Origin of the sequence: Streptomyces sp. NPDC048331, from assembly GCF_043201215.1 — a bacterium.
Taxonomy (GTDB): domain Bacteria; phylum Actinomycetota; class Actinomycetes; order Streptomycetales; family Streptomycetaceae; genus Streptomyces.
This window is the reverse complement of sequence record NZ_JBICYT010000002.1, coordinates 125,820-151,951: the sequence shown is the minus strand read 5'-3', so window position 1 is coordinate 151,951 and position 26,132 is coordinate 125,820. Positions and strand designations below refer to the sequence as shown.

20 protein-coding genes are annotated in these 26,132 nt (G+C 73.4%); all 20 read left to right on the top strand.

The genetic code is table 11. The features are described from left to right. Positions 1-27: 27 nt before the first annotated feature. The 20 genes from ACGFYY_RS04165 (at position 28) to ACGFYY_RS04070 (ending at position 26,109) form a co-directional block, all read left to right on the top strand. Positions 28-780, top strand: coding sequence for a BTAD domain-containing putative transcriptional regulator (locus tag ACGFYY_RS04165; protein ID WP_365281231.1), 753 nt, complete (start codon positions 28-30; stop codon positions 778-780). 73 nt (positions 781-853) lie between these two features. Beyond that, on the top strand, positions 854-2,395 hold the full coding sequence (locus tag ACGFYY_RS04160) for a phage tail sheath family protein (RefSeq protein WP_393706980.1): 1,542 nt from the start codon (positions 854-856) through the stop codon (positions 2,393-2,395). Positions 2,396-2,406: 11 nt separating this feature from the next. Then, positions 2,407-2,928 carry a phage tail protein gene (locus ACGFYY_RS04155; protein WP_030384121.1) on the top strand — a complete coding sequence of 174 codons (522 nt, stop codon included), beginning with the start codon at positions 2,407-2,409 and terminating at the stop codon, positions 2,926-2,928. Between the two features lie 11 nt (positions 2,929-2,939). Further along, positions 2,940-3,701, top strand: coding sequence for a hypothetical protein (locus ACGFYY_RS04150; RefSeq protein WP_393706979.1), 762 nt, complete (start codon positions 2,940-2,942; stop codon positions 3,699-3,701). Next, positions 3,698-4,591 (top strand): hypothetical protein, encoded by an 894-nt coding sequence (locus ACGFYY_RS04145; RefSeq protein ID WP_393706978.1) that lies wholly within the window; start codon positions 3,698-3,700, stop codon positions 4,589-4,591. The genes ACGFYY_RS04150 and ACGFYY_RS04145 overlap by 4 nt, the downstream gene beginning before the upstream one ends. After that, positions 4,588-4,851, top strand: coding sequence for a hypothetical protein (locus ACGFYY_RS04140; protein WP_393706976.1), 264 nt, complete (start codon positions 4,588-4,590; stop codon positions 4,849-4,851). Before ACGFYY_RS04145 ends, ACGFYY_RS04140 begins: the two co-directional genes overlap by 4 nt. Continuing rightward, positions 4,848-5,483 (top strand): hypothetical protein, encoded by a 636-nt coding sequence (locus tag ACGFYY_RS04135; RefSeq protein WP_393706975.1) that lies wholly within the window; start codon positions 4,848-4,850, stop codon positions 5,481-5,483. The genes ACGFYY_RS04140 and ACGFYY_RS04135 overlap by 4 nt, the downstream gene beginning before the upstream one ends. 1 nt (position 5,484) lies before the next feature. Further along, positions 5,485-5,865 (top strand): LysM domain-containing protein, encoded by a 381-nt coding sequence (locus ACGFYY_RS04130; RefSeq protein ID WP_393706974.1) that lies wholly within the window; start codon positions 5,485-5,487, stop codon positions 5,863-5,865. Continuing rightward, positions 5,858-6,985, top strand: coding sequence for a hypothetical protein (locus ACGFYY_RS04125; protein ID WP_393706973.1), 1,128 nt, complete (start codon positions 5,858-5,860; stop codon positions 6,983-6,985). Before ACGFYY_RS04130 ends, ACGFYY_RS04125 begins: the two co-directional genes overlap by 8 nt. Beyond that, a complete protein-coding gene (locus tag ACGFYY_RS04120) occupies positions 6,982-7,509 on the top strand; it encodes a phage baseplate assembly protein V (RefSeq protein WP_393706972.1) in 528 nt (175 codons plus the stop codon). Before ACGFYY_RS04125 ends, ACGFYY_RS04120 begins: the two co-directional genes overlap by 4 nt. Before the next feature lie 3 nt (positions 7,510-7,512). Beyond that, complete coding sequence (locus ACGFYY_RS04115; protein ID WP_393706971.1) at positions 7,513-7,830, top strand: hypothetical protein; 318 nt, start codon at positions 7,513-7,515, stop codon at positions 7,828-7,830. 10 nt (positions 7,831-7,840) lie between these two features. Then, positions 7,841-8,206 carry a GPW/gp25 family protein gene (locus tag ACGFYY_RS04110; protein ID WP_393706969.1) on the top strand — a complete coding sequence of 122 codons (366 nt, stop codon included), beginning with the start codon at positions 7,841-7,843 and terminating at the stop codon, positions 8,204-8,206. Beyond that, the gene (locus tag ACGFYY_RS04105) at positions 8,203-10,944 is read left to right on the top strand and encodes a putative baseplate assembly protein (RefSeq protein WP_393706968.1); all 2,742 of its coding nucleotides are present in this window, start codon (positions 8,203-8,205) and stop codon (positions 10,942-10,944) included. Before ACGFYY_RS04110 ends, ACGFYY_RS04105 begins: the two co-directional genes overlap by 4 nt. Further along, a complete protein-coding gene (locus ACGFYY_RS04100) occupies positions 10,941-13,544 on the top strand; it encodes a baseplate J/gp47 family protein (RefSeq protein WP_393706966.1) in 2,604 nt (867 codons plus the stop codon). Before ACGFYY_RS04105 ends, ACGFYY_RS04100 begins: the two co-directional genes overlap by 4 nt. Further along, positions 13,541-15,718 carry a hypothetical protein gene (locus tag ACGFYY_RS04095; protein ID WP_393706964.1) on the top strand — a complete coding sequence of 726 codons (2,178 nt, stop codon included), beginning with the start codon at positions 13,541-13,543 and terminating at the stop codon, positions 15,716-15,718. The genes ACGFYY_RS04100 and ACGFYY_RS04095 overlap by 4 nt, the downstream gene beginning before the upstream one ends. A 16-nt stretch (positions 15,719-15,734) precedes the next feature. Further along, complete coding sequence (locus tag ACGFYY_RS04090) at positions 15,735-19,052, top strand: DUF6519 domain-containing protein (RefSeq protein ID WP_393706962.1); 3,318 nt, start codon at positions 15,735-15,737, stop codon at positions 19,050-19,052. An 89-nt stretch (positions 19,053-19,141) separates the two neighbouring features. Continuing rightward, entirely contained in the window at positions 19,142-19,660 is a 519-nt protein-coding gene (locus ACGFYY_RS04085) for a hypothetical protein (protein ID WP_393706960.1), read from the top strand. A 7-nt stretch (positions 19,661-19,667) separates the two neighbouring features. Beyond that, on the top strand, positions 19,668-20,915 hold the full coding sequence (locus tag ACGFYY_RS04080; RefSeq protein WP_393706958.1) for a DUF4255 domain-containing protein: 1,248 nt from the start codon (positions 19,668-19,670) through the stop codon (positions 20,913-20,915). Beyond that, the gene (locus tag ACGFYY_RS04075) at positions 20,912-22,918 is read left to right on the top strand and encodes an ATP-binding protein (RefSeq protein ID WP_393706956.1); all 2,007 of its coding nucleotides are present in this window, start codon (positions 20,912-20,914) and stop codon (positions 22,916-22,918) included. Before ACGFYY_RS04080 ends, ACGFYY_RS04075 begins: the two co-directional genes overlap by 4 nt. Further along, positions 22,915-26,109: a DUF4157 domain-containing protein gene (locus ACGFYY_RS04070; RefSeq protein WP_393706954.1), complete on the top strand. Its 3,195-nt coding sequence runs from the start codon at positions 22,915-22,917 to the stop codon at positions 26,107-26,109. Before ACGFYY_RS04075 ends, ACGFYY_RS04070 begins: the two co-directional genes overlap by 4 nt. The last annotated feature ends 23 nt before the right edge of the window (positions 26,110-26,132 follow it).

The window sequence follows — 26,132 nt, the reverse complement described above, 5'->3', positions numbered from 1 at the left end:
CGACAGTCGCTCTGCGTGAGGAACTTCATGTCCGTACCGAGCGTCGGCCCTTCCCTGTTCACCATCCGGCTCCTCGACGGATTCGCCGTGGGGTGCGCCGACCGTGCCGTCGACGTGCCGCCCAGCGGGCAGCGGCTCGTCGCCTATCTCGCCCTGCGGATCGGCGCCGGCCGATCGGCGGCCGCGGCCGTCCTGTGGCCCGGGGCGTCCGACGAGAAGTCGCAGGCCAGCCTCCGGACCGCGGTGTGGCGGGTGAACCGCGCCGCGCCCGGCCTGGTGGTCACCCGCGGCATCCACGTCGCCCTGGCGCCGGACACGGTCGTCGACAACCGGGAATTCACCGTCCGCATCCGGCGGATGCTGCGACCGACCTCCGGCGGTCAGCCGCCGCCGGTGGACGAGGACGGCTACGCCTGGCTGCTCAGGGGCGGGGAGCTGCTACCGGGGTGGTACGACGACTGGGTGCTGCTGGAACAGGAGTACACCCGTCAGCTCAGACTGCACGCACTGGAGGCGGCAGCCCATCGCATGGCCGCCCACGGCAGCTACGCGGGGGCCCTGGAGCTCGCCTTCGAGGCCGTTCGCCTGGAGCCGCTGCGGGAGAGTGCCAACAGGGCGGTCATCGCCGTGCACCAGTCCGAGGGGAACGCGGTCGACGCGGTCCGGCACTACGAATGGTTCCGCCGACTGCTCGACGCGGAACTGGGGTTGCGGCCCTCCGCGCGACTGACGGCACTGGCCCGGGGACAGGTCGTGCCCCCCGCGCGACCCCACCGGTGATCGAGCGGTGACGCCGTGGTGACACGGGCGGGATAAGCCATACACAACAGATGACCTGGCGGAGGGAAAGCCGATGGCGGTGCAACTGTCCTACCCCGGCGTGTACGTGGAAGAGCTGTCCAGCGGTGTGCGCACGATCACGGGTGTCCCCACCTCGGTCACGGCCTTCGTCGGCCGCGCCCTGCGCGGCCCGCTCCACAAGCCCGTGACGCTGACGTCCTACGCGGACTTCGAGCGCAGCTTCGGCGGGCTCTGGTCGGAGAGTCATCTCGGCTATTCCGTGAGGGACTTCTTCCAACAGGGCGGTGGAGTGGCCCTCGTCGTACGGGTCCACGCCACCACCGCCAACGACACGGCTGCCGTCGCACTGGGAACCGGAAACAAACGACTCAAGCTCAACGCGGCCTCGCCCGGGGTCTGGGGCGCGAAGCTCAAGGCGACCGTGGACGACGACGTCCGGCCGAACGACGACGGCACGAAGGACCCGGCGCTGTTCAACCTGACCGTCCTCGACACGGCCACCGGCGTCAAGGAGGTGTTCCGCAACGTCTCCTACCTGCCCGGCGCCGTCCGTCGGGTGGACCTCGTCCTCGCGGCCCAATCGCAGCTCGTCAGGGCCGACACACCGCTCCCGGCGCAGCCGCAGGGCACCTTTCCGGTGGAGGCCACCGCCACCGGAGGGGCGGACGGCGGGTCGATCACCGCCGCGGAGATCACCGCCGGCACCAACTTCGAGGCGGACAAGAAGGGCCTCTACGCCCTGGAGCACGCCGACCTGTTCAACCTGCTCGTCATCCCGCCCTACGCGGGTACCGGCGATCCGGGCGACCGCGACGTCGACAGCCAGGTCATCACCTCCGCCCTCACCTATGCCGCGAAGCGGCGGGCCGTCGTCGTGCTCGACCCGCCCCAGGCCTGGACGACGGTGGCCTTGGCCACGGCCGGCGCGGCCACGTTCACCAGCAGCAAGAACGCCGCCGTCTACTTCCCCCGGATCAGGCAGCCGGACCCCCTCCGGGACGGTCAGGTGATGTCTTTCGCCCCGTCCGGAACCGTCGCCGGTGTCATGGCCCGGACGGACGCCGAGCGGGGCGTCTGGAAGGCCCCGGCCGGGCTCGACGCCACCTTGTCCGGAGTCACCGAGCTGGCCGTGCCGTTGACCGACGGGGAGATCGGGCTGCTCAATCCCGTCGGGGTGAACTGCCTGCGGCTGGCACCGGCCGCGGGGCACGCCGTCTGGGGAGCCCGTACCCGCAACGGCGCGGATCGCCTCGCTTCGGAATGGAAGTACCTCCCGGTGCGCCGTACCGCCCTGTTCATCGAGGAGAGCCTCTTCCGCGGCATCCAGTGGGCGGTCTTCGAACCGAACGACGAACCCCTGTGGGCCCAGCTCCGCCTGAACATCGGCGCCTTCCTCAACAACCTCTTCCGGCAGGGCGCCTTCCAGGGCAAGACCGCGCGCGAGGCGTACTTCGTGAAGTGCGACGCGACGACCACCACCCAGACCGACGTCAACCTCGGCGTCGTCAACATCCTCGTCGGCTTCGCTCCGCTCAAGCCCGCCGAGTTCGTCGTCCTCCGGCTGCAGCAGATCGCCGGCCAGATCCCCGCCTAGGAGTCGACCCCATGGCACAGTTCAGCGTCAACGCGCAGCGCTTCGACCCGTACAAGAACTTCAAGTTCCGGGTGAAGTGGGACGGCCGTTTCGTGGCCGGCGTCAGCAAGGTGAGCGCCCTCAAGCGCACCACCGAGGTCGTCGAGCACCGCGACGGGGCCGACCCCTCCACCGCGCGCAAATCACCGGGCCGCACGAAGTACGAGGCCATCACCCTCACCCGGGGCGTCACCCACGACGTCGAGTTCGAGCGGTGGGCCAACAAGGTCTGGAACTTCGGCTCCGGGCTCGGGGCGGAGGTCTCCCTCAAGGACTTCCGCAAGGACCTGATCATCGAGCTGTACAACGAGGCGGGCCAACTGGTCATCGCCTACAAGGTCTTCCGCGCCTGGGTCTCGGAGTTCCAGTCCCTCCCCGAACTCGACTCCAACGCCAACGCCGTGGCCATCCAGACGCTGAAGCTCGAACACGAGGGCTGGGAGCGTGACGTGGACGTGGTCGAGCCGCAAGAGCCCTCGTTCGTCGAGCCGTAGGGGGAGGCGACATGCGCACCCTGCCCGCGGGAGAGGTGCTACGGCTGTGGGACGAGTGCCGGGACGCGTCCCCGCAGGCGCGTGCCCTCGCCCTGGCCGCCACGGCCGACGACGACACCGGTCGCGCCGTCCCGCCGGCCGAGCGGCCCATCGGCCGCATCACCGCGCAGCTGTTACGCCTGCGCGACGCGCTGGCCGGTCCGCGGATGACCGCCACCGTCGGCTGCCCGGGGTGCCGCGGGACGGTGGAGTTCCAGGCCACGACCGAAGCGCTGCTCGCACTGGAGGACAAGATCGTCGACTCCCCGCCGCCCCTGCTGCACGGCGGGTACGAGGTGGTCTGGCGATGCCTCTCGTACGAGGACCTCCGCGCGGTGGCCGAGCTGCCCGAGGCGGACGACCCGGACAAGGGTGCCCTGCTGCTGCTCCAGCGATGCCTGCTGAGCCTGCGTCATGAGGAGCACCCGCGGACCTCGTCCGCCGTCGACCTGCCCGACCCGGTGCGCCAGGCGCTCACCGACGCCATGTCGTCCGCGGACCCGCTGGCCGACCTGCTGGTCGACCTCCGGTGCCCCGACTGCGAGCTCGCGTTCACCGCCGACCTCGACGTGGCCGCCTTCGTATGGGCCGAGCTCGAAGCCCGTGGCCGGCAGCTGCTGCTCGACGTCGACGCGCTGGCCCGTTCCTACGGCTGGTCCGAGAGCGAGGTGCTCGCGCTGAGCGAGCAGCGTAGGGCGAGCTACCTCCGCATCGTCACAGGGGAACTGCCATGACCGACCTGCTGCACCGCCTCGCCTCCCGGGCCGCGGGCCGGCCCGGCCGACCCGCCACCGTCCTGCCCCCGCGACCCGCTGCCGAGCGGGCGTCCCGGGAGCGGGAGCCCGTCGGCCCCGGCGAGGACACCGCGTCGCGGGAGGCGACGGACGGGGCCGCGCGCCCGCCGGACGCCGAGGCACCCGCCCGGGGCACCGGGACCGGCCGTGGTCCCGCCGACGGCCGGCCCGTCCCCGGACCCGCGGCGGCGGCGCACGGTCCGCACCCCGCAGCCGTCCCCACCCTCCCCGGCCGCGGGACGCCCCCTTCGCCGCTGCCTCCGGCGGCCGCCTCCGAGCGCCGGGCGCCCGACCTCGTACGCCGCGCCGAGCCGCAGGACACGGCGCCGCACCGGCCGTCGCTCGGCGCGCCGGTCCGCGTCACGCCCGCGACCGCCGTGGCCCCGTCGCCCGGCGCACCGGCCGTACGGGCCGTACGGGCCGCCGATGACGGCGGCACCTCCCCGGCCCCGAACGGGCCCGAACCGGGCGTTCCCGGTCCGCGCCGCCTCCCCGCCGACCCCGGGCAGGATTCCGGTCAGGACCCCGGGCGGCCGACGCGGACGCGGACGGCACCCGGCATTCCCGTGGCCCGCCCCGCGCCGGTCCCCACCCCGGTCCCGCCGGCTGTGCGGGCCCGTACCGCCGTGGCCCTGACGCTCCCCGCCACCGCGGAGCAGGCCCCCGCCGTCACGATCACCATCGGCAGGGTCGAGATCCGCGCGGTCCCCCCGGCGGCCCACCCGCCCGCCCCTTCGGCGCCGGACACCGCCCTCCGGGGCGGGACGGGGCCGGGCGCCGGCACGCTGTCCCTCGGTGACTTCCTCCGCGGCACTCGGGACCCGCGATGAGCGCCGGGCGGCCGCAGGTGCGGATCGTCGTCGACGAGGTCGTGCTGCGCGGCCTGACATCGGACCAGGCCGGCTCCGTCGTGTCCGGTCTCGAGCGGGCCCTCGGCGTCCTCGCCGCCGGAGCCGACCCCGCCGCCCTCACCGGGCGCGCCCTGCCGGTGGTGCGCCCCCGGCTCGCCCCCACCCCCGCTCCGAACGCCGCCGCGCTGGGCGCGCAGGCCGCGACCGCGATCTGGACGGCCCTGGGAGGCGATCGGTGATCTCGCCCCGTGTCGTCAAGGGAGGCCTCGTCGAGGTGGAGGTGACCAGCGGCCGCGTCCTGCGGACGATCGCGCTCCAGTACAACCCGGACGCGCTCACCCGCACCGTCGCCGTCCAGGCCGCGGGCGGAGACACCGGCCAGGCGCTGCGCCTCAAGGGCGTCGCCGTCGAGACGCTGCGCCTGGAGGCGGAGATCGACGCGACGGACCGGCTCGAATTCCCGGCGGAGAACCCGGGAACGGTCGAATTCGGCATCCACCCGCAGCTCGCCGCCCTGGAACTCCTGGTCAACCCGCGGGCCACCACGCTCGTGGACAACGACGCCCTGGCCGCCAGGGGCATGCTGGAGGTCCTCCCCATGGAATCGCCGCTGACGCTGTTCGTCTGGAGCAGGCAGCGCGTCGTACCGGTCCGCGTGACCGAGATGTCGATCGCCGAGGAGGCCTTCGACACCTTGCTCAACCCGATCCGCGCCAAGGTCACGCTCGGCATGCGCGTCCTGTCCGTCGACGACCTCGGCTTCGGCCACCGCGGGGGAGCGCTGTTCATGAGCCACCTGCGCAACAAGGAGGCGCTGGCCTCCCGCGCCGGTTCGGCCGCCCTGTCCGCCCTCGGGCTGGAGGTGATCTGAGGTGCCCGACCCGCTCCAGGCACTCCTCGCGGCCGGTGCCGTGCCCACCGTCGCGCTCCCGCCGACCAGCCGCTACGCGGACTCCGGAGTCACGGCCCACGTCCGCCCCCACGACCCCGGTGAGGAACCCGCGCCGCCCGTCCCGTACTTCCGCCGCCGGCTGTGCCCGTCCCCGGAACGCTTCGCGCTGCTCCACGAGTACGCGACCACGGCGGGCGACCGCCGGGACCTGCTCGCGGCGAGCCTGCTGGGCGACCCGGAGCTGTGGTGGCGGCTGGCCGACGCCAACGGGGTCATCGACCCGGCCCGGATGACCCTGCCGCCGGGCCGCCGGCTGCGCGTCACCCTGGCCGAAGGCGTGCCCGGAGCCCCGGATGAATGACCTGCCCCCGGGCCCCGTCCGGCTCCAGCTGTTCCTCGGCCCCGCCGTCCCCGTGCCCGCGCCGCGCTTCGTCGTCGACGCGCTGACCGGCCTCAAGGTCGAGAGCGGCGCCGGGGACGCGCAGAGCGGGTTCGAACTGACCTTCTCGATCGCCAAGGACTCCCCGGTCCAGGCGTTCTTCCCGGTCACCGTGCCGGTGTTCCGGTGCGTCGTCGCGGTCACGGTGCGCGGTGTCACCGAAGTCCTCGTCGACGGAGTGGTGACCCACCAGGACATGACGGCGGCCGGACCCACCTCGGTGCTCCACGTGAAGGGCAAGGACCTCAGCTGCGTCATGGACCTGGTGCCGTTCGACGGCCTGCCCTACCCGGCGATGTCACCGGCCGTGCGGGCCCTGACCGTCCTCGCGAAGTACGCGGCACTCGGCTGTGCGCCGGTGGTGATCCCGAGCCTGCTGGAGGACGTACCGATCCCCGTCGACCGCATCCCCGTGCACCAGGGCACCGACTACGCCTACGTCATGGCTCTCGCCAAGGAGGTCGGTCACGTCTTCTACATCGAACCAGGACCCGTGCCGGGGGTGAGCAAGGCGTACTGGGGGCCGGAGATCCGGCTCGGCGCGCCGCAACCCGCGCTCAGCGTCGGCCTCGACGCCGCCCACGACAACGTCGCCACCCTCAACTTCACGTTCGACAAGGAGAAGAGGGAGCTTCCCATCGTCGCGATCCAGGAACGCACCAGCAAGGCCCCGCTGCAGCTGCCCATCCCCGACGTGGCCCCCATCCGGCCGCCGCTGGGACTCGTCCCCCCGCTCCCGCCGAAGGTGCACCGCATGACGGACACCGCGAACCTCACCCCCCTCGCCGCCGTGATGAGGGGCGTCGCCCACGCCGCCCAGCACTCCGACGCCGTGTTCGCCGCCGGCACCCTCGACGTGGCGAAGTACGGCCATGTCCTGCGCTCGCGCCGACTGGTGGGGGTGCGCGGCGCGGGCACCGCCTTCGACGGCCTCTACTACGTCACCCGCGTCACGCACGACATCCGGCGCGGCTCCTACACCCAGTCGTTCTCGCTCGCCCGCAACGGCGTCGTCTCGACCGTCCCGGCGGTGCCGGTATGACCCGGACCGATACCCCCGCCGTGACCGGCTTCGTCGGCAAGTACCGCGGCACCGTCGTCAACAACGTCGACCCGCTGCAACTGGGCCGGATCCAGGCCCTCGTCCCCGACGTCTCGCCGAGCGTGTCCTCGTGGGCGATGCCCTGCCTGCCGCTCGCCGGGATCAACACCGGCGTCTTCACCGTGCCACCCATCGGCTCCGGAGTCTGGATCGAGTACGAGCACGGTGACGCCGACCACCCGGTCTGGGTCGGCGGCTACTGGGGGAGCCCGGCCGAGGTCCCCCTGCTGTCCCGCACCGTGCCGCCCGGCATGTCCGGCATCACCCTCCAGACCACGCTCAAGAACGGTCTGGTGATCAGCGACGCCCCGGGGCCGACCGGCGGCATCCTGATCACCACCGCGACCGGCGCCATGATCTCGGTCAGCGACGTCGGCATCGTCATCAGCAACGGCAAGGGCGCGACGATCTCCCTGACCGGACCGACCACCGACATCAACCTCGGCGCCCTGACGGTGGTGTGAACGATGCCCGGACCCATCCTCCACCTCGGCGCCACCGTTCTGTGCACCCACGCCGGACAGGCCACACCGACCACACCCTTCCCCCGGGTGACCGTCTCGGGCCAACCCGTCGTCACCCTCGCCACCCCGTACGTGGTGGCCGGATGCGGGCTCACCGGAACCCCCACCCCACCGTGCGTCACCGCCCAATGGCTCACCGGCGCCGTGCGGGTGCTGGCGGGCGGCACACCCGTCGCGCTGCAGTCCGGCACCTCGATGTGCACCCCCACCGGTACCCCACTCACCCCGTCGGCCGCCCAGACCCGGGCCATCGCCTCATGAGGGAGTCGGCATGACCATCGATCATCCCTACGACATCGGCGGCAGCGGACGCACGGCGACGACCGATCCGGACGACCACGTGCGCGACATGATCGAGCAGCTGCTGCTCACCTCGCCCGGAGAACGCGTGATGCGGCCCGACTTCGGGGCGGGGCTCCTGCAACTCGTCTTCGAACCGGGCGGCCCCGAGGCGGCCGCCACCGCGCAGTACCTCGTGCAGAGCGCCCTCGAACGGCACCTGGGGCAGGTCCTGACCGCCGACCGGGTCGAGGTGGAGGCCGTCGACTCCACCCTGATGATCACCGTCTCGTACGTGGTGCTGCGCACCCGCACCCGCGCGGTCGCCACCTTCCGCACCCCCGGCGGTCGCCCGTGACCCGCTTCCCGTGCGTCAAGCCGCACCGCCTGCTCGCGCTCCAGCAGGCCGGCCCCCTGAGCGACCTCAACGGTATCGAGTACGTGGAGGTCCTCGACACCGCCGCACCCGCCCCGGAGCTGCGCCAACGCGTCCTGTACGTGCGGCTGGTCCGGCCCGTCCCCGCCGGTCTCGACCAGGACAACGTCCGCGTCGAGGGCGGCGAGCGCATCCCGGCCGTGACGGTCGCCTGGGCGGCCGCGGGCGACAGCCCCGACGTGCCGCCCGAACTGCTCGTCGGCATCGACGAACCCGACCACGTGCTCGTCGTCGGCACCGCGGAGCGCGGGGACTTCTCCACCTACCGGCTGCGGCTCGTCGCCGGTCCGGGCTCGGACCTGCCACCCGCCGGCTTCGACACGCTGCTCGCCGAGGCCGAGTTCGCGTTCAAGGTCGAGTGCCCGAGCGAATTCGACTGCGCCCCGGTCGACACCTGTCCGCCCGAGCCGCCCGACACCCCCGCGATCGACTACCTGGCCAAGGACTACCGGGGATTCCGTCGGCTGATGCTGGACCGGATCGCGCTCCTCGCACCCGACTGGACCGAACGCAACCCGGCGGACGTCGGAACGGCCCTCGTCGAACTGCTGGCCTACGCCGCCGACGAACTGTCCTACCGACAGGACGCCGTGGCGACCGAGGCCTACCTCGGGACCGCCCGCAGCCGGATCTCGCTGCGCCGGCACGCCCGGCTCGTCGACTACCGCGTCCACGAGGGATGCAACGCCCGTGTCTGGGTGCGTATCGGTGTCGAAGGGAGCACGGCCGTCGCGCTGCCCGCGGGTACGCCGCTCCTCACGACGGTGCCGAACGCGCCACCGGTGCTGAAACCCGGGTCCCCGGAACACCGGACGGCGCTGGCGGCGCAGCCGGTCGTCTTCGAGACCGTCGAGCCGGCCCTCGTGCACGCCGACCTGACCGAGATGCGCTTCCACACCTGGGGCGACCAGGGCTGCTGCCTGCCCACGGGGGCCACGGCGGCGACCCTGCGCGGCGCCCATCCGCACCTGAGGTCCGGAGACGTGCTGGTCCTCGCCGAGACCGTGTCGCCGACCACCGGACTGGCCGTCGACGCCGACCCGATCCGGCGATGGGCCGTCCGCCTCACCGACGTCCGCGGCTCCGAGGACCCGGTGGGTGGCCTGTTCGAGGACCCCCGGACCGCGGATCCGCTCCCGGTGACCGAGATCGCCTGGCACGAGGACGACGCCCTGCCGTTCCCGCTGTGCCTCGGCGTCGAGGACGGCCAGGAGACCGCGCGCGCCTGGGGCAACATCGTCCTCGCCGACCACGGGCAGACCGTCCCCGGCCCGGACCGACCCGGCGAGCCCCTCGGCGAGGTCCCGGGGCCCCGCCTGGTCAGGGTGGGCCGACCCGACCGGCCCGGCAGCACACCGCCCGGCCCGGTACCGGCCCGCTACCGTCCCACGCTCGCCCGGGGCCCCCTCACCCACGCCGGCGCCCACCCCGCCGCCGTCCTGTTCCGCCAGAGCGCCACCGCGGCCCTGCTGGCCGAGCTGACCGCACTCACCTACGACGAGGAGCTACGGACGTTGCTGCGCTCCCAGGGACGGCAGCCGACGGGCGGGACGGTCACCGTCCGCGGCGCCGACCCGCTCTGGTCGATCAGTGACGGCACCACCGTGCTGCGCGTCCTCCTCGCCGGGGACCACCTGCTGGTGTCGCAGCCGTCCCCGCCCGCGTCCGCGGTCCCCGCCGCCGAGCCCCGCGCGGCGCGCCCGGCCATCGACCTCGTCGGCGAACTGGGCACCGATCGCCGGGACTGGCAGGTGCGGCCCGATCTGCTGGACAGTGCCGCGGTGGCCGTCGACTTCACCGTCGAGGCCGAACACGACGGGACGGTCCGGCTGCGCTTCGGGGACGACGAACACGGGATGCGGCCCAAGGAGGGCACCGTGTTCTCCGCCCGGTACCGGGTGGGCAACGGGCGCGCGGGCAATGTCGGCGCCGAGTCGATCGCCCATGTCGTGACCGACATCGGCGCCGTCACCTCCGTACGCAACCCGCTGCCCGCCGCGGGCGGGACCGATCCCGAGACCGCGGAGGAGATCCGCCGCGACGCGCCCCAGGCCTTCGCCGTTCAGGAACGCGCGGTCACCGAGGCGGACTGGGCCGAGGTGACGGAACGCGTCGGTGGCGTCCAGCGTGCGGCGGCGACCCTGCGTTGGACGGGCTCCTGGCACAGCGTGTTCGTCACCGCGGACCGGCGCGGCGGCAGGCCCGTCGACGCGGACTTCGAACGGGACCTGCGCGCCCGGCTGGAGCGCTACCGGCCGGCCGGCTACGACCTGGAGGTGGACGGCCCCGTGTTCGTACCCCTGGAGATCGGGCTGCGGGTGTGCGTGGAGCGCACCCATCTGCGCTCCGACGTCGGGGCGGCGATCCTCGCCCGGCTCGGCGACACCACCTTGCCGGGCGGCGGCAGCGGCCTCTTCCACCCGGACCGCCTCACCTTCGGCCGGCCGGTGCACCTGTCCACGGTCCTCGCCGAGGTGCACGCCGTGCCCGGAGTGGAGTCGGTGGACGTCCACACGTTCCAGAGGCAGCGACTGCCGGAGACCAGCGGCCTCGACAGCGGTGTCCTGGAGATGGGGCGCCTGGAGATCGCCCGCCTGGACAACGACCCGAACTTCCCCGAGCGCGGCATGCTCGCCCTCACCCTGGGAGGCGGCCGATGAGCCACACCGTCCGCACCGGAGGAGAAGGGACCTGCGGCTGCTGCTCGGGCAGGTCCGCGCGTACCCCCGCCACCCTCGGCAACCGGCCCGGGCTGCCCGAGATCGCCTACCGCAGCGGTACGCACGGCGACTTCCGGTCCAGCATGGTCACCGCCCTCTCGGACACGAGCCGCCCGAAGCTGTCCCGGCTGCTCACCCGTGACCCCGGTGACGCGACGATCGCCCTGATCGACGCCTGGGCGGTCGTCTGCGACGTCCTGACCTTCTACAACGAGCGTCTGGCCAACGAGTCGTACCTGCGCACGGCCACCGAACGGGTCTCGCTCCAGGAACTCGGCCGGCTCGTCGCCTACCGGCTCGCGCCCGGTGTCGCGGCCGAGACCCACCTCGCCTTCTCCCTGGAGAAGCCGCCGCAGGCCGGGCAGCCCACCGGCCTTCCGCCCGACCCGGGTCTGCGCCCCCCGGCGCCGCCCACGGCCGTCGACCTGCCCCGCGGGCTGAGGGTGCAGAGCGTGCCGGGCCCCGACGAGCGCCCCCAGATGTTCGAGACGGTCGAGGACCTCGCCGCGCGCCCCGAATGGAACGCGCTGCCGGTCGTCGCCACCAAGCCCCACCCGCCGGTCCAGGGCCGCGTCGACGCCTGGTTCGACGGCGACGCGCTGCTGGTGCGGACCGGCGACGCGATCCTCTTCGCGAGTGACGACCTCGCCCACGACCGGTGGGACGTGCGGCTGGTGACCGACGTCGAACCGGACCCGCCGCACCGGCGCACGCACGTCCGCTGGGACCGGGGCCTCGGCTCGCGAGCCCCGTACAACGAACCGGCCGCCCGGCCGGACGCCTTCGTCCTGCGCAAGCGGCTGCGGCTGTTCGGCCACAACGCGCCGGTCTGGCGGGCCATGAACGAGGAGTTCCGTGCCGGATACGTGGCGGTCTATGGCGGGTCGGTGTGCGACGCCGAGTGGCCGGAGTTCCACGCGGTCACCGACGGCGAGGAGCCCATGCGGGCCCACGTCGTCGTCGACCTCGACGGATCGCAACCCGACGTCGTGGTCGGGTCCTGGGTGGTCCTGTCCCAGGAACACGAAGGCGAGGACACCCCCTTCTACCGCGAACTGTTCGAGGTGGTGGACCGGAGCGAGTTCTCCCTGGCGCGGTTCGCCGTCTCCGGCACCGTCACCCGCCTCACGTTGCGCGGGGAGCCGAACTCCCCGGACAGGGAACGGGCCGGCGGGTACCGGTTCCCGGACGCGACACCGCGCGACGTGACCGTCTTCGCCGTGTCCGAACCCCTCACCCTCGTCGAGGCGCCCGACACCGCACCACTGACCACCCGTTCCTTCCTCGTGGAAGGCGACACCAGCGCCATGGCGCCGGGACGCCGGCTCGTCCTCTCGGGCCGACTCGACGACGGGACTCCGAAGGACGAACCGGTGGCCGAGGTCGTCGTCCTCGACACCGTGCGGACCACGGGCGGGCGGACCCTGGTCACGCTGACCGAACCACCCCGGCACGCCTACGAACGAGCGACCGCGGTGCTGTTCGGCAACGTCACGAGGGCCACCCATGGCGAGAGCGTGCACCAGGTCCTGGGCGACGGGGACGCCCGCCGCCCCTTCCAGAGCATGCCGCTGCTGCACGGCCCGCTCACCCACGTCCGCGCGGACACCCCGCAGGGCTTCGCGTCCACCCTCACCGTCCGGGCCGACGAGGTCGCCTGGCGAGAACTGCCCACCCTGTACGGGGCGCGGGCCGGCGACCGGGCCTTCACCACCCGCGACGAACCCGACGGCCCCGTGGTGGTGGCGTTCGGCGACGGCGTCCGCGGAGCCCGGCTGCCCTCCGGATCGCACAACGTCCGGGCCACGTACCGCAAGGGCACCGGCCTCGCCGGCAACCTGCCCGCCGACCGGGTGTCCCTGCTCATGGACCGCCCCCTCGGCGTCAAGGCCGTCACCAACCCCGTCGCCGCCGACGGAGGCGTCGACCCCGAGGACGAGAGCCACGCACGGGCCACCCTGCCGCTCGCCACCCGCACCCTCGGCCGGGCCGTCTCGCTGCGCGACTACGCCGACTTCGCACTCGCCTTCTCCGGCGTTTCGCTCGCCCGCGCCGACGTGCTGCGGCTGCGGACCGGCCGGACGATCGTCGTCAGCGTCTCGGGGCCCCACGGAGCGGCGGCCCCCGACACCACCGTCGCCCACCTCACGGCGGCCCTGCGCCGGTACGGCGACCCGCTGACCCGCGTCGAGGTCCTGCCGGCCCGTCAGCCGCGGTTCCGGCTGGCCCTCAAGGTACGGGTGGATCCCGCACGCGAGACCAAGGCCGTGCTCGCCGCCGTCGAGAGCGCGCTGCGCGCCGCCTACGCGCCGCTCGCCCGTGGCCTGGCCGCACCGGTGCACCGCTCGCAGGTCGTCGCCGTCGCGGCGAGCGTGCCGGGCGTCGTCGCCGTGGACCTGGACGCGCTGTACCGCGACGGACCGGGCCTGGAGACCCGCCTCCCCGCCGCCGGGGCGACCGTCCACGCGGGCAGGCCCGTCGCGGCCGAACTGCTCGCCCTCGCCGAAACCCCCTTCGACCGGTTGGAGGAGATGCCATGACCCGGCCCCGACCCGAACCCGGCGCCGCCGACCGGCTGTACGCCCTGCTGCCGGCGCTGTACCGGCTGCGCGACGTCGAGCGGGGCGGCCCGCTGCGCGAGTTCGTCGAGGTGCTCGCCACCCAGCTGGAGGTTCTGGAGGAGGACCTGGAGCAGCTGTACGACGACCAGTTCATCGAGACCTGCGCACCCTGGGTGGCCCCCTACATCGGCGACCTCATCGGCTACCGCCCGCTGCACGGCGTGGCCGACAAGGTGCGCTCACCCCGCGCCGAGGTGGCCCACACCATCGCCTACCGGCGCCGCAAGGGCACGGCCGCGGCGCTGGAGCAGTTGGCCCGGGACGTCACCGGCTGGCCGGCCCGAGCCGTCGAGTACTTCGAACGCCTCGTGACCACCCAGTACATGAACCACACCAGGCCGCACGCCAGGGCCACCCCCGACATGCGCGACGCGGAGGCGCTGTCCTGGTGCACCCGGATGAACGGGGCCTTCGACGACCTGGCCCACACCGCCGACGTACGCGCCATCGCCACGCGCCCGCCGCACCGCGCCGGACGGTACGGGATCCCGAACGTCGGCCTCTTCCTCTGGCGCACCGAGGCCGTGCGCCTCGACCGCACCCCGCTCACCCCCCACACCCCGGGTGACCGGCGCCGCTTCCGGTTCGACACGCTGGGCAGCGACTCGGCCCTCTTCGGCGCGCCACGCACCGAGGAGGAGATCACCCACCTCGCCGAGCCCGCGGACGTCCCCCTGCCGCTCACCCGCCGAGTGCTGGGCACCCGCCTCGACGCCTCGTACGGCGACGGGCGCGATCTTCTGCTGTCCCAGGCCGTACGCACCCCCGACGGCGCACGGGTCTTCACCCCCGTCCCGGCCACCCACGTCACCGTGTGCGACCTGTCGGACCTGCCCGGCGGCAGTGGCGCGTGGGGGCACGAACCGGCGGCGGGCAAGGTCGCGGTCGATCCCGAGCTCGGGCGGGTGTTCTTCGGGACGGCCGTTCCGGGGACCACCGAGCCGGTCGCCACCCACCACTACGGCCTCGCCGTGCCGCTGGGCGCCCGAGGCTCGGCACGCGGCGAGGCGGTGGCGCCCCGCCCGCACCGGCAGGTCGCCGACGGAGACGCGCCGCAGGCCCTCCTCGACGGCCTCGCCACCGGCGGGACCCTGCGCGTCACCGACTCCGACCGGTACGAGGAGCTGCACACCGTGCGGACCACCACGGCCGCGGCGGACGGCCCGGACACCACGGTGTGGGTACGCGCCGACGACGGCACCCGCCCCACGGTCGTCGTCCGCGACGGACTGCGCCTCGCGATGGGCCCGCGCACCACCGTCGTCCTCGACGGACTCCTGGTCACCGGCGGTCCCGTCGTCCTCGAGGAGCAGGGCGACGGGGGAAACCGCACCGTGGAGCTGCGCGACTGCACCCTGGTCCCCGGCCAGGGCCGGACCGCGAACGGGCAGCCGGCCCACCCGGAGCGGGCCGCTCTCCTGGTCCTCGACCCGTTCGCCACCGTGAGGTTGACCCGATGTGTCGTCGGGCCGATCGTCGCCGTCGAAGGCGCCGACATCACCCTCACCGACTGCGTCGTCGACGCCGGAGCCCCGACGGCCGTCGCCTATTGCGGTCGCCCCGCCCCGCCCGGCGGCGGCCCGCGCACGGTCCCCGACGAGGCCGCGCAGGAGACGGGCGCGGGCGGCGAGCCCGGTGGCCGCCTCCACCTGCACGAGTCCACCGTCGTCGGCGGCATCCACGCCGTCGAGCTCGACGCGTCCAACTCCCTGCTCGTGGCCGAACTCGCACCGGGAGACGTCCGGGAAGCCGCCGTGTGGGCCCGACGCCGCCAGCAGGGATGCCTGCGCTTCAGCTACGTGCCGGAGGGCTCACGCACGGGCCGCCGGTACCGCTGCCGCCCGGACCCCGCCGATCCGCCCGGCACCCGGCGCGCCGACCGCCCGCACTTCACCTCGCTCCGTTTCGGCGACCCCGCTTACGCCCAGCTCGCCGCCGCCACACCGGACACCGTCCGGCGCGGCGCCCACGACGAGGGCGAGATGGGCGCCACCCACCTGCTGTTCACGCCACAACGGGAGAGCGATCTCCTGCTGCGGCTCGACGAGTACCTCCGCTTCGGACTCGAAGCGGTCTTCTTCTACGCGACCTGAGCAAGGAGGCCTCCCGATGGGAGCCGATCTGAGCCGCGTGCGGTTCGACGCGCTGCGCGACCACTCCGGCGTCGTCATGCAGCAGGGCCGACTGCTGCTCGACTCCGACTGGAACGAGTTCGTGGCGATCGTCGACCGCCGATTGCGCGCCGCCGCCGCCGACCTAGGAAGCCCCGGGGTCACCGAGGGCTTCTCCGGAGCCGCCGTCGTCCCCCGTACGACACCCGACGCCTTCCTGATCACGAGCTCGGACGACGGCATGACCATCGGTCGCGGCCGGATGTACGTCGACGGGCTGCCGGCCGAGAACCACGGCACCGGCGCCACCGTGCTCGATCCGCTGCTCGCCGAACCGGCGCGCGCGCAGGACACCCCGTACACGCAGCAGCCCTACTGGGCCGCCCCGAAGGAGCTGCCCACCACCGGGACCCATCTCGTCTATCTGGACGTGTGGCAGCGCGAGGTCACCCCGATCCAGGCACCGGACCTGGTCGAGGAGGCGGTGGGCGTCGACACCACCGCCCGTACCCAGACCGTCTGGCGGGTGCGCGTGCACGAGCCCGACACCCCCGACATCGACTGCAGCACCCCGGACGAGGACATCCCCGACTGGTCCGGGGTCATCGCCCCCTCCGGGGGCCGACTCACCACCGGCACGGTGGTCGTGGCGGCCGCCGACGACCCCTGCTCACTGCCGCCCGGCGGTGACTACCGCGGTCTCGAGAACCAGACGTACCGGGTGGAGGTCCACGACGGGGGAACCCCTGGCACCGCCACCTTCAAGTGGTCCCGCGACAACGGCTCCGTCGCGATGCGGGTCGTCGAGGTCGTGGCCCCCGACCGGCTGCGGCCCGAGCACCTGGGCCGCGACACCGTGCTCGGCCTACGCGAGAACGACTGGGTGGAGATCCTCGACGACCACCGGGAACTCGACGAGCAGCCGGGCGAGATGCGCCGGATCACCACCGTGCACACCGACGGAACGGTCTCCTTCAGCCCGGCGCTCCCCGGCGACCTGCCCGCCACGACCGACGAGGCACTCAGGCGGAATCTGCGGATCCGCCGTTGGGACCAGGCGGGCAGGATCAAGAACGGCGAGGGCGCCGTACTCCAGGACCTCGACGCCCCGGACTCCACCGGGGTCATCACGGTGGCGACCGGGGGAGCGGCCGTCGTCCTGGAGCACGGCGTCACCGTCGTGCTCGACGCCCCCTACGGTGCCTTCCGCCCCGGTGACCACTGGATCTTCACCGCGCGCACCTCGACCGCCACCGTCGAACCGCTCGACCAGGCACCCCCCTTGGGAGTCCACCACCACTACGCACGCCTGGCCGTGGTGACCTTCCCCGCCGCCGCGAACGACTGCCGCACCCTGTGGCCGGACGGCGGGCACTGCGGGGACTGCACGGTCTGCGTCACGCCCGAGTCGCACGCCAGCGGTGTCATGACGGTTCAGGCGGCGGTCGACTCGGTCGCGGAGGAGGGAGGCACGGTCTGTCTCGCACAGGGCGTCTACCACCTCGGCGACGAACCCGTACGGATGCGCAGGGCACGGTCGGTGCGCATCCACGGGCAAGGCCCCGGCACCCTGCTCATCGCCGAACGAGGTGGCTTCGACATCCGGCTCTCGGCCTTCGTCACCCTGGAGGACTTCGCGCTGATCTCCAGCAGCCGACGGCCGGGGATCAAGATCTCCATCGCGGCCGAGGTCACCGTCCGGCGGCTCACCGTGCTGATCGCCGGCGGCGGAGAGGGCAGCGGCCAGGGCCCCGCCGTCGAGCTGTCCCACGCCTGCCTGCGCACCCGCGTCCAGGACTGCGACCTCGCCGGCCGCATCGGCATCGAGGCCAAGGAGAACCTGAACACGGACGACGACGACGGCGGTGGCGACGGCGAGGGTGATGCCGAAGGCGGCGGTAACAGGGCGCACCTGCTGACCGCTGATCTGGAGATCAGCGGCAACCTGCTGATGTGCTGGTGGGCCGGCGTGCAGTTCCGCGGGAGCGCCGCCCACATGCTCCGCAACACCGTCCGTGACAACACGGTCGAGTTCGCGCAGGGCGCGGCGCTGAGCTTCCTCGGCGCCGTCTCCCCGTGGGCCTCCTTCGACATCACCGACAACCATGTGCGCAGCAACGGGACCGGCATCGAGGTGGGAGCGAGCGGATACACCGTCCGGGACAACACGGTCTCCGGCACCCCGGACCCGGAATCCGGTTCGGGCGACGGGATCGTCCTGCGGAGCGGCGTGTCCGGCGTCCTGCGCGGTGCCACCCGCATCCGCGGCAACCACATCAGCCGGATCGGGGGAGTGGGCGTCCTCGTGCGGGTGCCCGCCGGCGACCTCGACGTCTCCCACAACACCGTCGAAGGTGCCACCTCGGGGGGCATCGTGGTCACCGATCGAGGCCGGGCCGCCGACGCCGTGATCATCGGCAACACCGTACGGGACCTCGTCACGCGGGAGTGGAACCTGACCGACGGCACCGACGGCATCCGCATCGTCGGTGCGAACCACGCACTGGTCGGGTCCAACACCGTCTCCGGACTCACCACCGAATTCGACGAGGGCGAGGGGGACGGCGATCGCCGCGATCGGGGCGAGCGCGCCGATCGGGGCGAGCGCGAGGTGCGCGGGGAGGGCGACGCGTCGGACCGGAGGACCGGGGTGGCCCTGCTGGCCTGCCGGGAGTCCCGGGTGCACGCCAACACCGTCGAGCGGATCGGCCCGTCCGATCCTGATGAGACCGCCCGGAACCTCGGCATCCACGTCTGTGTCTTCACCCGTACCACCATCGAGGGCAACGTCTGCCGGCGGATCACCGAGGACGTCGACCACGACAGCCACAATCCGTGGAGCGGTCTGCTGGTGGGCGACGACCCGCGCGACGACGACGCCGACCCCGACACCCCGAACGACCTCAGCGGCCGCATCGGCCGGTACGTCTCCGTCGTGGGCGAAAGGGCCTCGTACCTCATCGGCCCCTACACCGCGTTCGCCCACGTCTCGGACGACGTCAGCGCGATCGTCTCCGCCAACACCTTCACCGGCGCCGCCCAGCACCCCGCGGCGCGGATCCACGTGGCCAGGGACGCCGTCGTCTCCGCCAACCAGTTCCGCCAGCACGGCGACTCGGACCCGGCCGCGCTCGTCGTTCGGGCCGGGACCGCGACCGTGACGGGCAACCGGGCCAGGGGCGGCCGTCCGTCGATCCACCTCGACGTCGAACCCCGATGGCTCGCCGTGCTCGGCAACATCACCACCGGAGGCATCGACGCCGAGGGAATGATCGACCCCAAGTGGCTCCACCTCAACGTCGACGGGGTGCTCTGACGACGGCCGCGGCACCCCGCCGCCGAGGGACCACCCGCTCCCTCCCGACCTCGACCTCCCCGACCCCCAACGCCGGAAGGACCGTACCGATGCCGATCATCGTCGTCGATCAGGAGAAGACCGTCGCCGCCCTGGCCGCACGGCTCGTGAAGACCCGAACCTCCAAGGCGGCGAAGGAGAAGGCCGCGCAGGCGATCCGCGAAGCCAATCCGGGACTCGACCTCGACCGGCTACGACCGGGGATGATCGTGATCGTGCCCCGGTCGCCGGAGGCACGCGACGACGACCCCGACGACGAACCCGACGTGGTGAACGAGGCCCTGTCACCTCTCTTCGACGCGATCCGTACGGAACTCGACGCGCTCATCCGGACCGCGAACAGCGCCCTCGAAGCCGACACGGCCGAACGCGAGGCGACCGCCGAGATCCTCGACGCCGACGCCGTGCAGGCCGCCGCCCAGAACGACCTCCTGCTCCAGTACAACCTGGAGCGGGTGCGCCAGACGCTCGCCGACGACGAGCAGAGCGCCGTCGAGATCACCGAGAGCCTGATCAACGGGACCGAGCAGTGGTACACCGACCTCGACGACCTCAGCACGCTGTGGTGAGGACCCGATGAGCAACGCCCTGGCCGTGCCGGCCGTCACCGCCGCCCTCACCACCCTCGTACAGCACGCCGTGGACGGGCTCGGGATCAACCCCCGCCCGGTCGTCGCCCCCGGCCCCCTCGACGACACCGGGGACCACGCCCGCGTCGGCGTGCACCTGTACCGCGTCTCGCGCAACGCCACCCTGTCCCTCGCCGACCTGCCCACCCGCTCCTCCGCCGGCCACCTGCGACAGAAGCCGCGGGCAGCCCTCGACCTGCACTACCTGTTCACCTTCCGCGGTTCGAACGAATGGGAGACGCAGCAGCTCCTCGCCGGAACGGCGGCCGCACTGCACACCGTCCCCCAGATCACCGCCACCCTGCTCGCCGACGCCGAGGTGGACCACCCCGAGATCGACGGGAACGACCTGGCGCAGGCCGACGAACCGGTCCGCGTCACTCCGGAAGCCCTCTCGACCGACGAACTGAGCAGGCTCTGGGCCCTGTTCCCGCCCGCGACCTTCACCGTGACGCTCGCCGTCACCGCCGGCCCCGTGCTCGTGGACGGCGACGGAGACCCCGGAGCCGTCCTCCCCGTCCGCACCGTCCTCGTCGGCGCCGCACCCTTCGCACCGCCCCGGCTGGACGGAGCCGCCGGCCCCGAAGGCGTAGGAGCGCCCGTCCGGGCCGCCGACCCGATGCCCGATCTCCATCTCCACGGCCACGCCCTCGCCGCCCGCGAGGGCGAGACCAGCGAGGTGCTGATCGACGGCGCGCCCGTCACCGGGGTGACCGCCGCGGACGACACCCACCTCGTCCTCACCGCGCCGGCGCTCGCCCCCGGCCGACGGCGGATCTCCGTCCGCAGAAGCGGGCCGCCGCCGCACCCCACCCTGTCCCCGACCCGACCCTCGCAGGTGAGCGCCCCCGTCGTCGTCCTTGTGGTCCCCACCCTCGGCGCCGTCGTCGCCACCACCGACAACGGTCACCGGCCGGGGCTGCGCACCGGCACCGTCTCCGCCGCCGTCACCCCACCGGTCGGACCCGGCAACCGGGTACGGCTCCTGCTCGATGCCATGACGCCCGGCTCGGCGGTGTCGCTCGCCCTCACCGCCGCCCTGCCGCGCGGCGGTCCCCCCACCGCACAGGTGGACTTCACGGTGACCGACGCCCCCGCGGGCCCGTACCGCCTCACCCTCGAGGTCGACGGAGCGCGCAGCCTCCCCGGCCTCGACGCCAACGGCCTGTACATCCCCACGGTGGTGACCCTGTGACCCTCTCCGACACCGAACCCCGCCTCGACACGGCCGACCGCGACCGGGTCTGGGCCCGTGACAACCAACGGCATCTCGCCCTGGCCGCGGCCGCCGCCGCGGCCCGCCTCGACGCCCGGCCCGACGAGGCGGACCGACCGGCCCGCGCCGCCGAGCTGCTGGCCGCCGAGGTCCGGGAGAGCACCGGACGGCCCACGGCCCTCGACCGGCTCTGCGGCCTGTTCACCCTCACCGCGTTCGAGCGCGACCTGCTCGTCGCGGTCGCCGCTCCCGAACTGGGCCTGCCCACGGCGACCGGGCCGGTCACCTTCGCCCGCGCCCTGGCCGGGCTGCCGGACGCGCACTGGAGCGCGCTGCTGCCCGACTCGCCGCTGCGCGGATGGCGCCTGCTCGACGTACCGGCGCAGCTGCCGCCCACCGAGTTCGGCGGGCTGTCGCAGCTGCCCCTCGCCGTCGACGAGCGCATCCTGCACGCCCTGCTCGGCGCCGACACGACGGACGACCGCCTGGCCGGGCGGGCCCGCCTCGTCACCCCGGTGTGCCGGCTGGCGCCCGGACAGGGCGCCGCCGTGGCCTCCCTGGCCGCGCTGGTCCGCCCCGACCCCGGCGCCGAAGGCTGTCTGCTCACCGGAGAGGACCGGCTCACCCGCCGCCAGGCCGTCGTCGACGCCGCCGAGCGGATCGGACTCACCGTGCTCGCCGTCGACGGCCTCGACCTGCCCGACACCGCGCCCGCCATGGACACCCTGGCCCGTCTGCTCGCCCGCGAGGCGGGGCTCGGGCTGCGGCTGCTGCTCGTCGAGGGAACCGCCGAATCCCTCCCGCGCTGCGTGCGGTTGCTGACCGTCGGAGCACCGCTGGGGGTCGCCGCCGTCCTGTCGGCGGACGAGGCACCCGCGGGCAGCGACCTCCCGATGCTGCGCCTGCCGCCCGCATCGGCGGGCGAACGACGGGACCTGTTCGCCGCCGCCCTCCGCGCCGCCCGCCTGAGCGAGGACCCGGCCGAACTCGCCGAACGGCATCCGCTCACCCCGGCGGGCATCGCACTGGCCGTGGAGCGCACCGGCCGGCTCGCCTCCGCCCCCGGCGACCGGGCCGTCGGGGACACCCGTGCCCGAGCCGGCGGGCCGGAGCGCGCCGCCACCCCCACCGCCGACGTCGCGGCGGTCTGCCGGGCCGTCGCCGAGCGGCCGCTGCACGGTCTCGCGACGGTGCGCCGCCCGGCGGCAGGGCTGGACGACCTCGTCCTGCCGGATCAGGCGAACCGCTCCTTGCGCGCCCTGCTCGCGCACGTACGCCGGCGCCGCCGGGTCCACGGCGAGTGGGGGTACGCCGAGCGGAGCCGCGGCCTCGCGGTCACCGCCCTGTTCGCGGGCCCGAGCGGCACCGGCAAGACCACGGCCGCCGAGGCCGTCGCCCACGAACTGGGCTTCGACGTGATCGCCGCGGACCTCAGCCAGGTGGTGAGCAAGTACATCGGCGAGACCGAGAAGCACCTCGCCCGGCTGTTCGACGCGGCCGAGACCGGATCGGTGCTCCTGTTCGACGAGGGCGACGCCCTCTTCGCCAAACGCACCCAGGTACGCGACAGCCGGGACCGCTACGCCAACCTGGAGGTGTCGTACCTGCTGCAACGCCTGGAGACCTTCCGCGGCATCGCGATCCTCACCACGAACGCCCGCGAGGCGATCGACCCCGCCTTCGTCCGCCGGATGCGGTTCGTCGTGACGTTCCCCTTCCCGGACGCCGAGCAGCGCGCCCACCTGTGGGCCGGGGCGTTCCCGCCGGGCGTGCCCACCGACGGGCTCGACCCCGGCCGCCTCGCCCAACTGGCCGTCAGCGGCGGCACCATCGCCCAGCTGGCCCTGCACGCCGCGTTCCTCGCCGCGGACGAGGGCGCCCCCGTGGGCATGCGCCACGTGCTCGACGCCGCCAGGATCGAGAGCGACAAGCTCGAACGCCCCCTGGCCGCCGCCGAGATCCGCGGCTGGCTGCCCTCATGACCGACGCCGGCGGCAGCGCCGCCGCCTCGGGGCTCCAGGGAGCGGGCGCGCCGCTGGAGCCCGGCGTACGCGACCAGCTGTCCACGAGCTACGGCCACGACTTCTCCCCCGTACGCGTCCACGCCGGCCCCGCCGCGGACCGGGCCACCGCCGAACTCGGCGCCCTGGCCTACACCGTGGGCAACGACGTCGTCTTCTCGCACGGCGCCTACGATCCGCTGTCGCGCCGGGGCCGGAGCCTCATCGCGCACGAGCTGGCCCATGTCGCCCAGCATCGCGGCCACCCCGCGGCGCCCGGCTTCCTGCGGACACACCCCTCCGTGGCGCCGCCGCCCGCCGACGCCCGGCTGGAACAGCAGGCGCACACGGCGTCCGCGTTCCACGCGCGCGGCGAACCGCTGCCCGCCGAATGGCGCTGGGAACGGCCCGCCGGCCCCTTCCTGGGCCGCGCGGACATGAGCTGGACCACGCTGGACGCCAAGGACCGGTACACGGTCGAGTACGCGGACGAGCAGCGCACCGTCGAGGAGGAGCAGCGCTCTCCCGGAGACCCCGCCGGCATGGTCCGCGTCAACCTGGGCACCTTCGTCGTCCCGCAGACCAAGGGCCCGTGGAAGGAGACGTACGACGCCATCGCCAAGGAGAAGGGCCTCCAGGCGGTCGTCAAGATGTCCGGGAACCGGCCCAGTTCCGGGCTCTGGGAGAAGCGGGCCCCCACGAAGGAGCTGCGCGGACTGTGGCTGCTGCGCGAGCAGTGGCCCAAGGACCAGGCCAACGCGTGGTGGAAGGACGCAGGCGGGGACGACCGTACGAAGGGCGCGGACTTCGATCCGTACGTCAACTCCGTGCAGTCGCAGATCGACCACATCGTCGAGCTCCAGCTCGGCGGCTCCAACGTGCCCGAGAACCTGGCCCCGCACGACGGACCCGACAACGAGGACAGCGGGCGCACGATCGCCCGGCACGTGCAGCAGGCCGCCTCCTCCGTGTCGGACGCGCTGCACGCCAAGGGACGCAAGCGGCCCGACCACATCGTGCTGTGGTTCGGCAGCGCCGAACAGCCCAAGAGGTACGACAAGAAGGAGGTGAAGCCCCTCGACCCGCCCTTCGCCTCCCGCAAGGCCCAGTCGGCGCTCCAAGTGCACTTCACCGCGGAGGCGGACCGCAGGGCCGGACGGCGGCCCTCGGCGGACGACCTGAAGAAGGCCGCCGACGCATGGGCGGCGTACACGAGCTATCCCCTGGTCAGCGGACCGAACCGGCAGGGACTGCGGGTGCCGGACAAACCGGCGGCCGACGGCCACGACGAGATCGAGACCAGTGCCGTACCGGAGAACCGCGCCGCGCGGGAACTGATCGCCGGCGTCATGCTGGAAAAACTGAAGCGGCCCTCGTCGGGCAAGGGCGCGCACACCGTCACCGCGTGGATCGACTCCGACGCGCACCCGGTACGCGCGGGCACCCGACTGCCCATCAGCATCCCGAAGGCCGAGGACAAACAACTCACCCTGGACGTGAAGGACCCCTTCACGACCGGCGCCCTTTCCCTGCACGGCGGACACCAGGAGATCCGCTTCCTCTACCCGTACCTGTCCGCCGGCCGGCTCACGCTCTCGTCGACGGACCAGGGGCTCGTCGGCCACGGCACCCTCACCCCCAGCGTTCCCCTGCTGTCCCGGGTCCCGATCACCGTGGACTGGGACCGCACCGGCTTCCGCGGGTCGGCGCAGGCGCCCGCGGACAAACTGTCGCTGCCGCCGTTCAAGGTCACCGAGGCCGCCCTCGCGCTGAGCATCGCCCCGCAGCTCCAGGTGGGCGGCCACGTGGCCTTCGTCCTCGGCTCCCTGGTCACCGGACGCGTCGAAGCGGGTGCGGACGCGCAGGGATTCTTCGCCAAGGGCCGGATGGTCGGGCACGTCCCCGGCCTCGACGAGGCGACCGGAGACGTGGAGTACCGGCCCGCGACGGGACTCACCGGCTTCTTCGTCGCCCGGGCGTCGAGGCCCTCCGGGCTCGTGCGCGACGGCGAGGTGCGGCTCGACCTCGGCGGCGGCGCGTGGCGCGTCGGCGGCCGGATCGACGTGATGCTGCCCGGGGACAGTCCCGCCCAGCTGACCGTCCGCAGGGCCGGGGACCGGCTCCTCTACGGCGGCAAGACGCTCCTGAAGGTGCCGGGCCTACGACCGGTGGACGTCGCGGTGACCTACGACGGCGAGCGGGTGACGGGAACCGCACGCACGACGTTCACCCTGCTCGGAGCCGAGGGCGAGATCGCACTGCGCTACCGGGACGGTCTCTTCGGCGGCGACGGATCCGTCGAGCTCCGGCGCGGACGGTTCGCCGGTCGGCTCGACGCGCACCTCGACGAGGACGGCCGGATCAGCGGCCGGGGCACCGGAAGCCTGACGATCCGCCCCGGACTGGTCGCCACCGTAGGCGTCGAGTACGGCCGGGACCGCAAGCTCCGCGTCTCCGGAGAACTGCGCTTCCCCCCGTACCGCTTCCTCGAACCCCGCGGCGCCCGACACGAGTTGTTCCGACACAGCCTGCCCGACATCCCGATCTTCGCGATCCCCCTCGGTATCGGGGCGGTCGGCCTGGTCGCCCGCATCGGCGGCGGCCTGGTCGTCTTCTACCGCTTCGGCCCCGGCGAGATCCGGGACATGGTCATCCGCGGCGCGTTCAACCCCCTCGAAGAGGAGAGCAACGCGGAACTCGCGGCGGAGGCCCGCCTCGTGCTGCCCGCGGAAGCGGGTCTGGAGATGTTCGTGCGCGCCGGCATCGGCGCGTCCGTGGCCATCGCCAGCGCCACCGGCGGCATCACCCTCACCGGCGGCGTCCTGCTGCGGGGCGGCCTGGACGCCGGTGCCCGGCTCGCCTACGCGAAGGGGGTCCTGTCCTTCGACACCCTGGCCCGCATCAGCGTGCAGCCCGTCCTGACCCTGCGCATCGAGGCCGACATCCTGATCGAGGCGGCCGTGGGCGGTACCTGGCGCTTCCCCTATCAACTGGCGTCCTACGCGTACGCCACGGGCCTGGAATTCGGTCTCGTCGCCCCGTTCCACTACCGATCCGACCAGCCGCTCCGCCTTCCCGAAGCGGGGGACATCCAGTGGATCGTCCCCCAGATCGACGTCGGCGCCCTCGCGAACCGGGTGGCGGGCCAGGTCCGCTCCGGCCTCGGGTTCTGATCCGTGAGGGCGGCGACCACGGC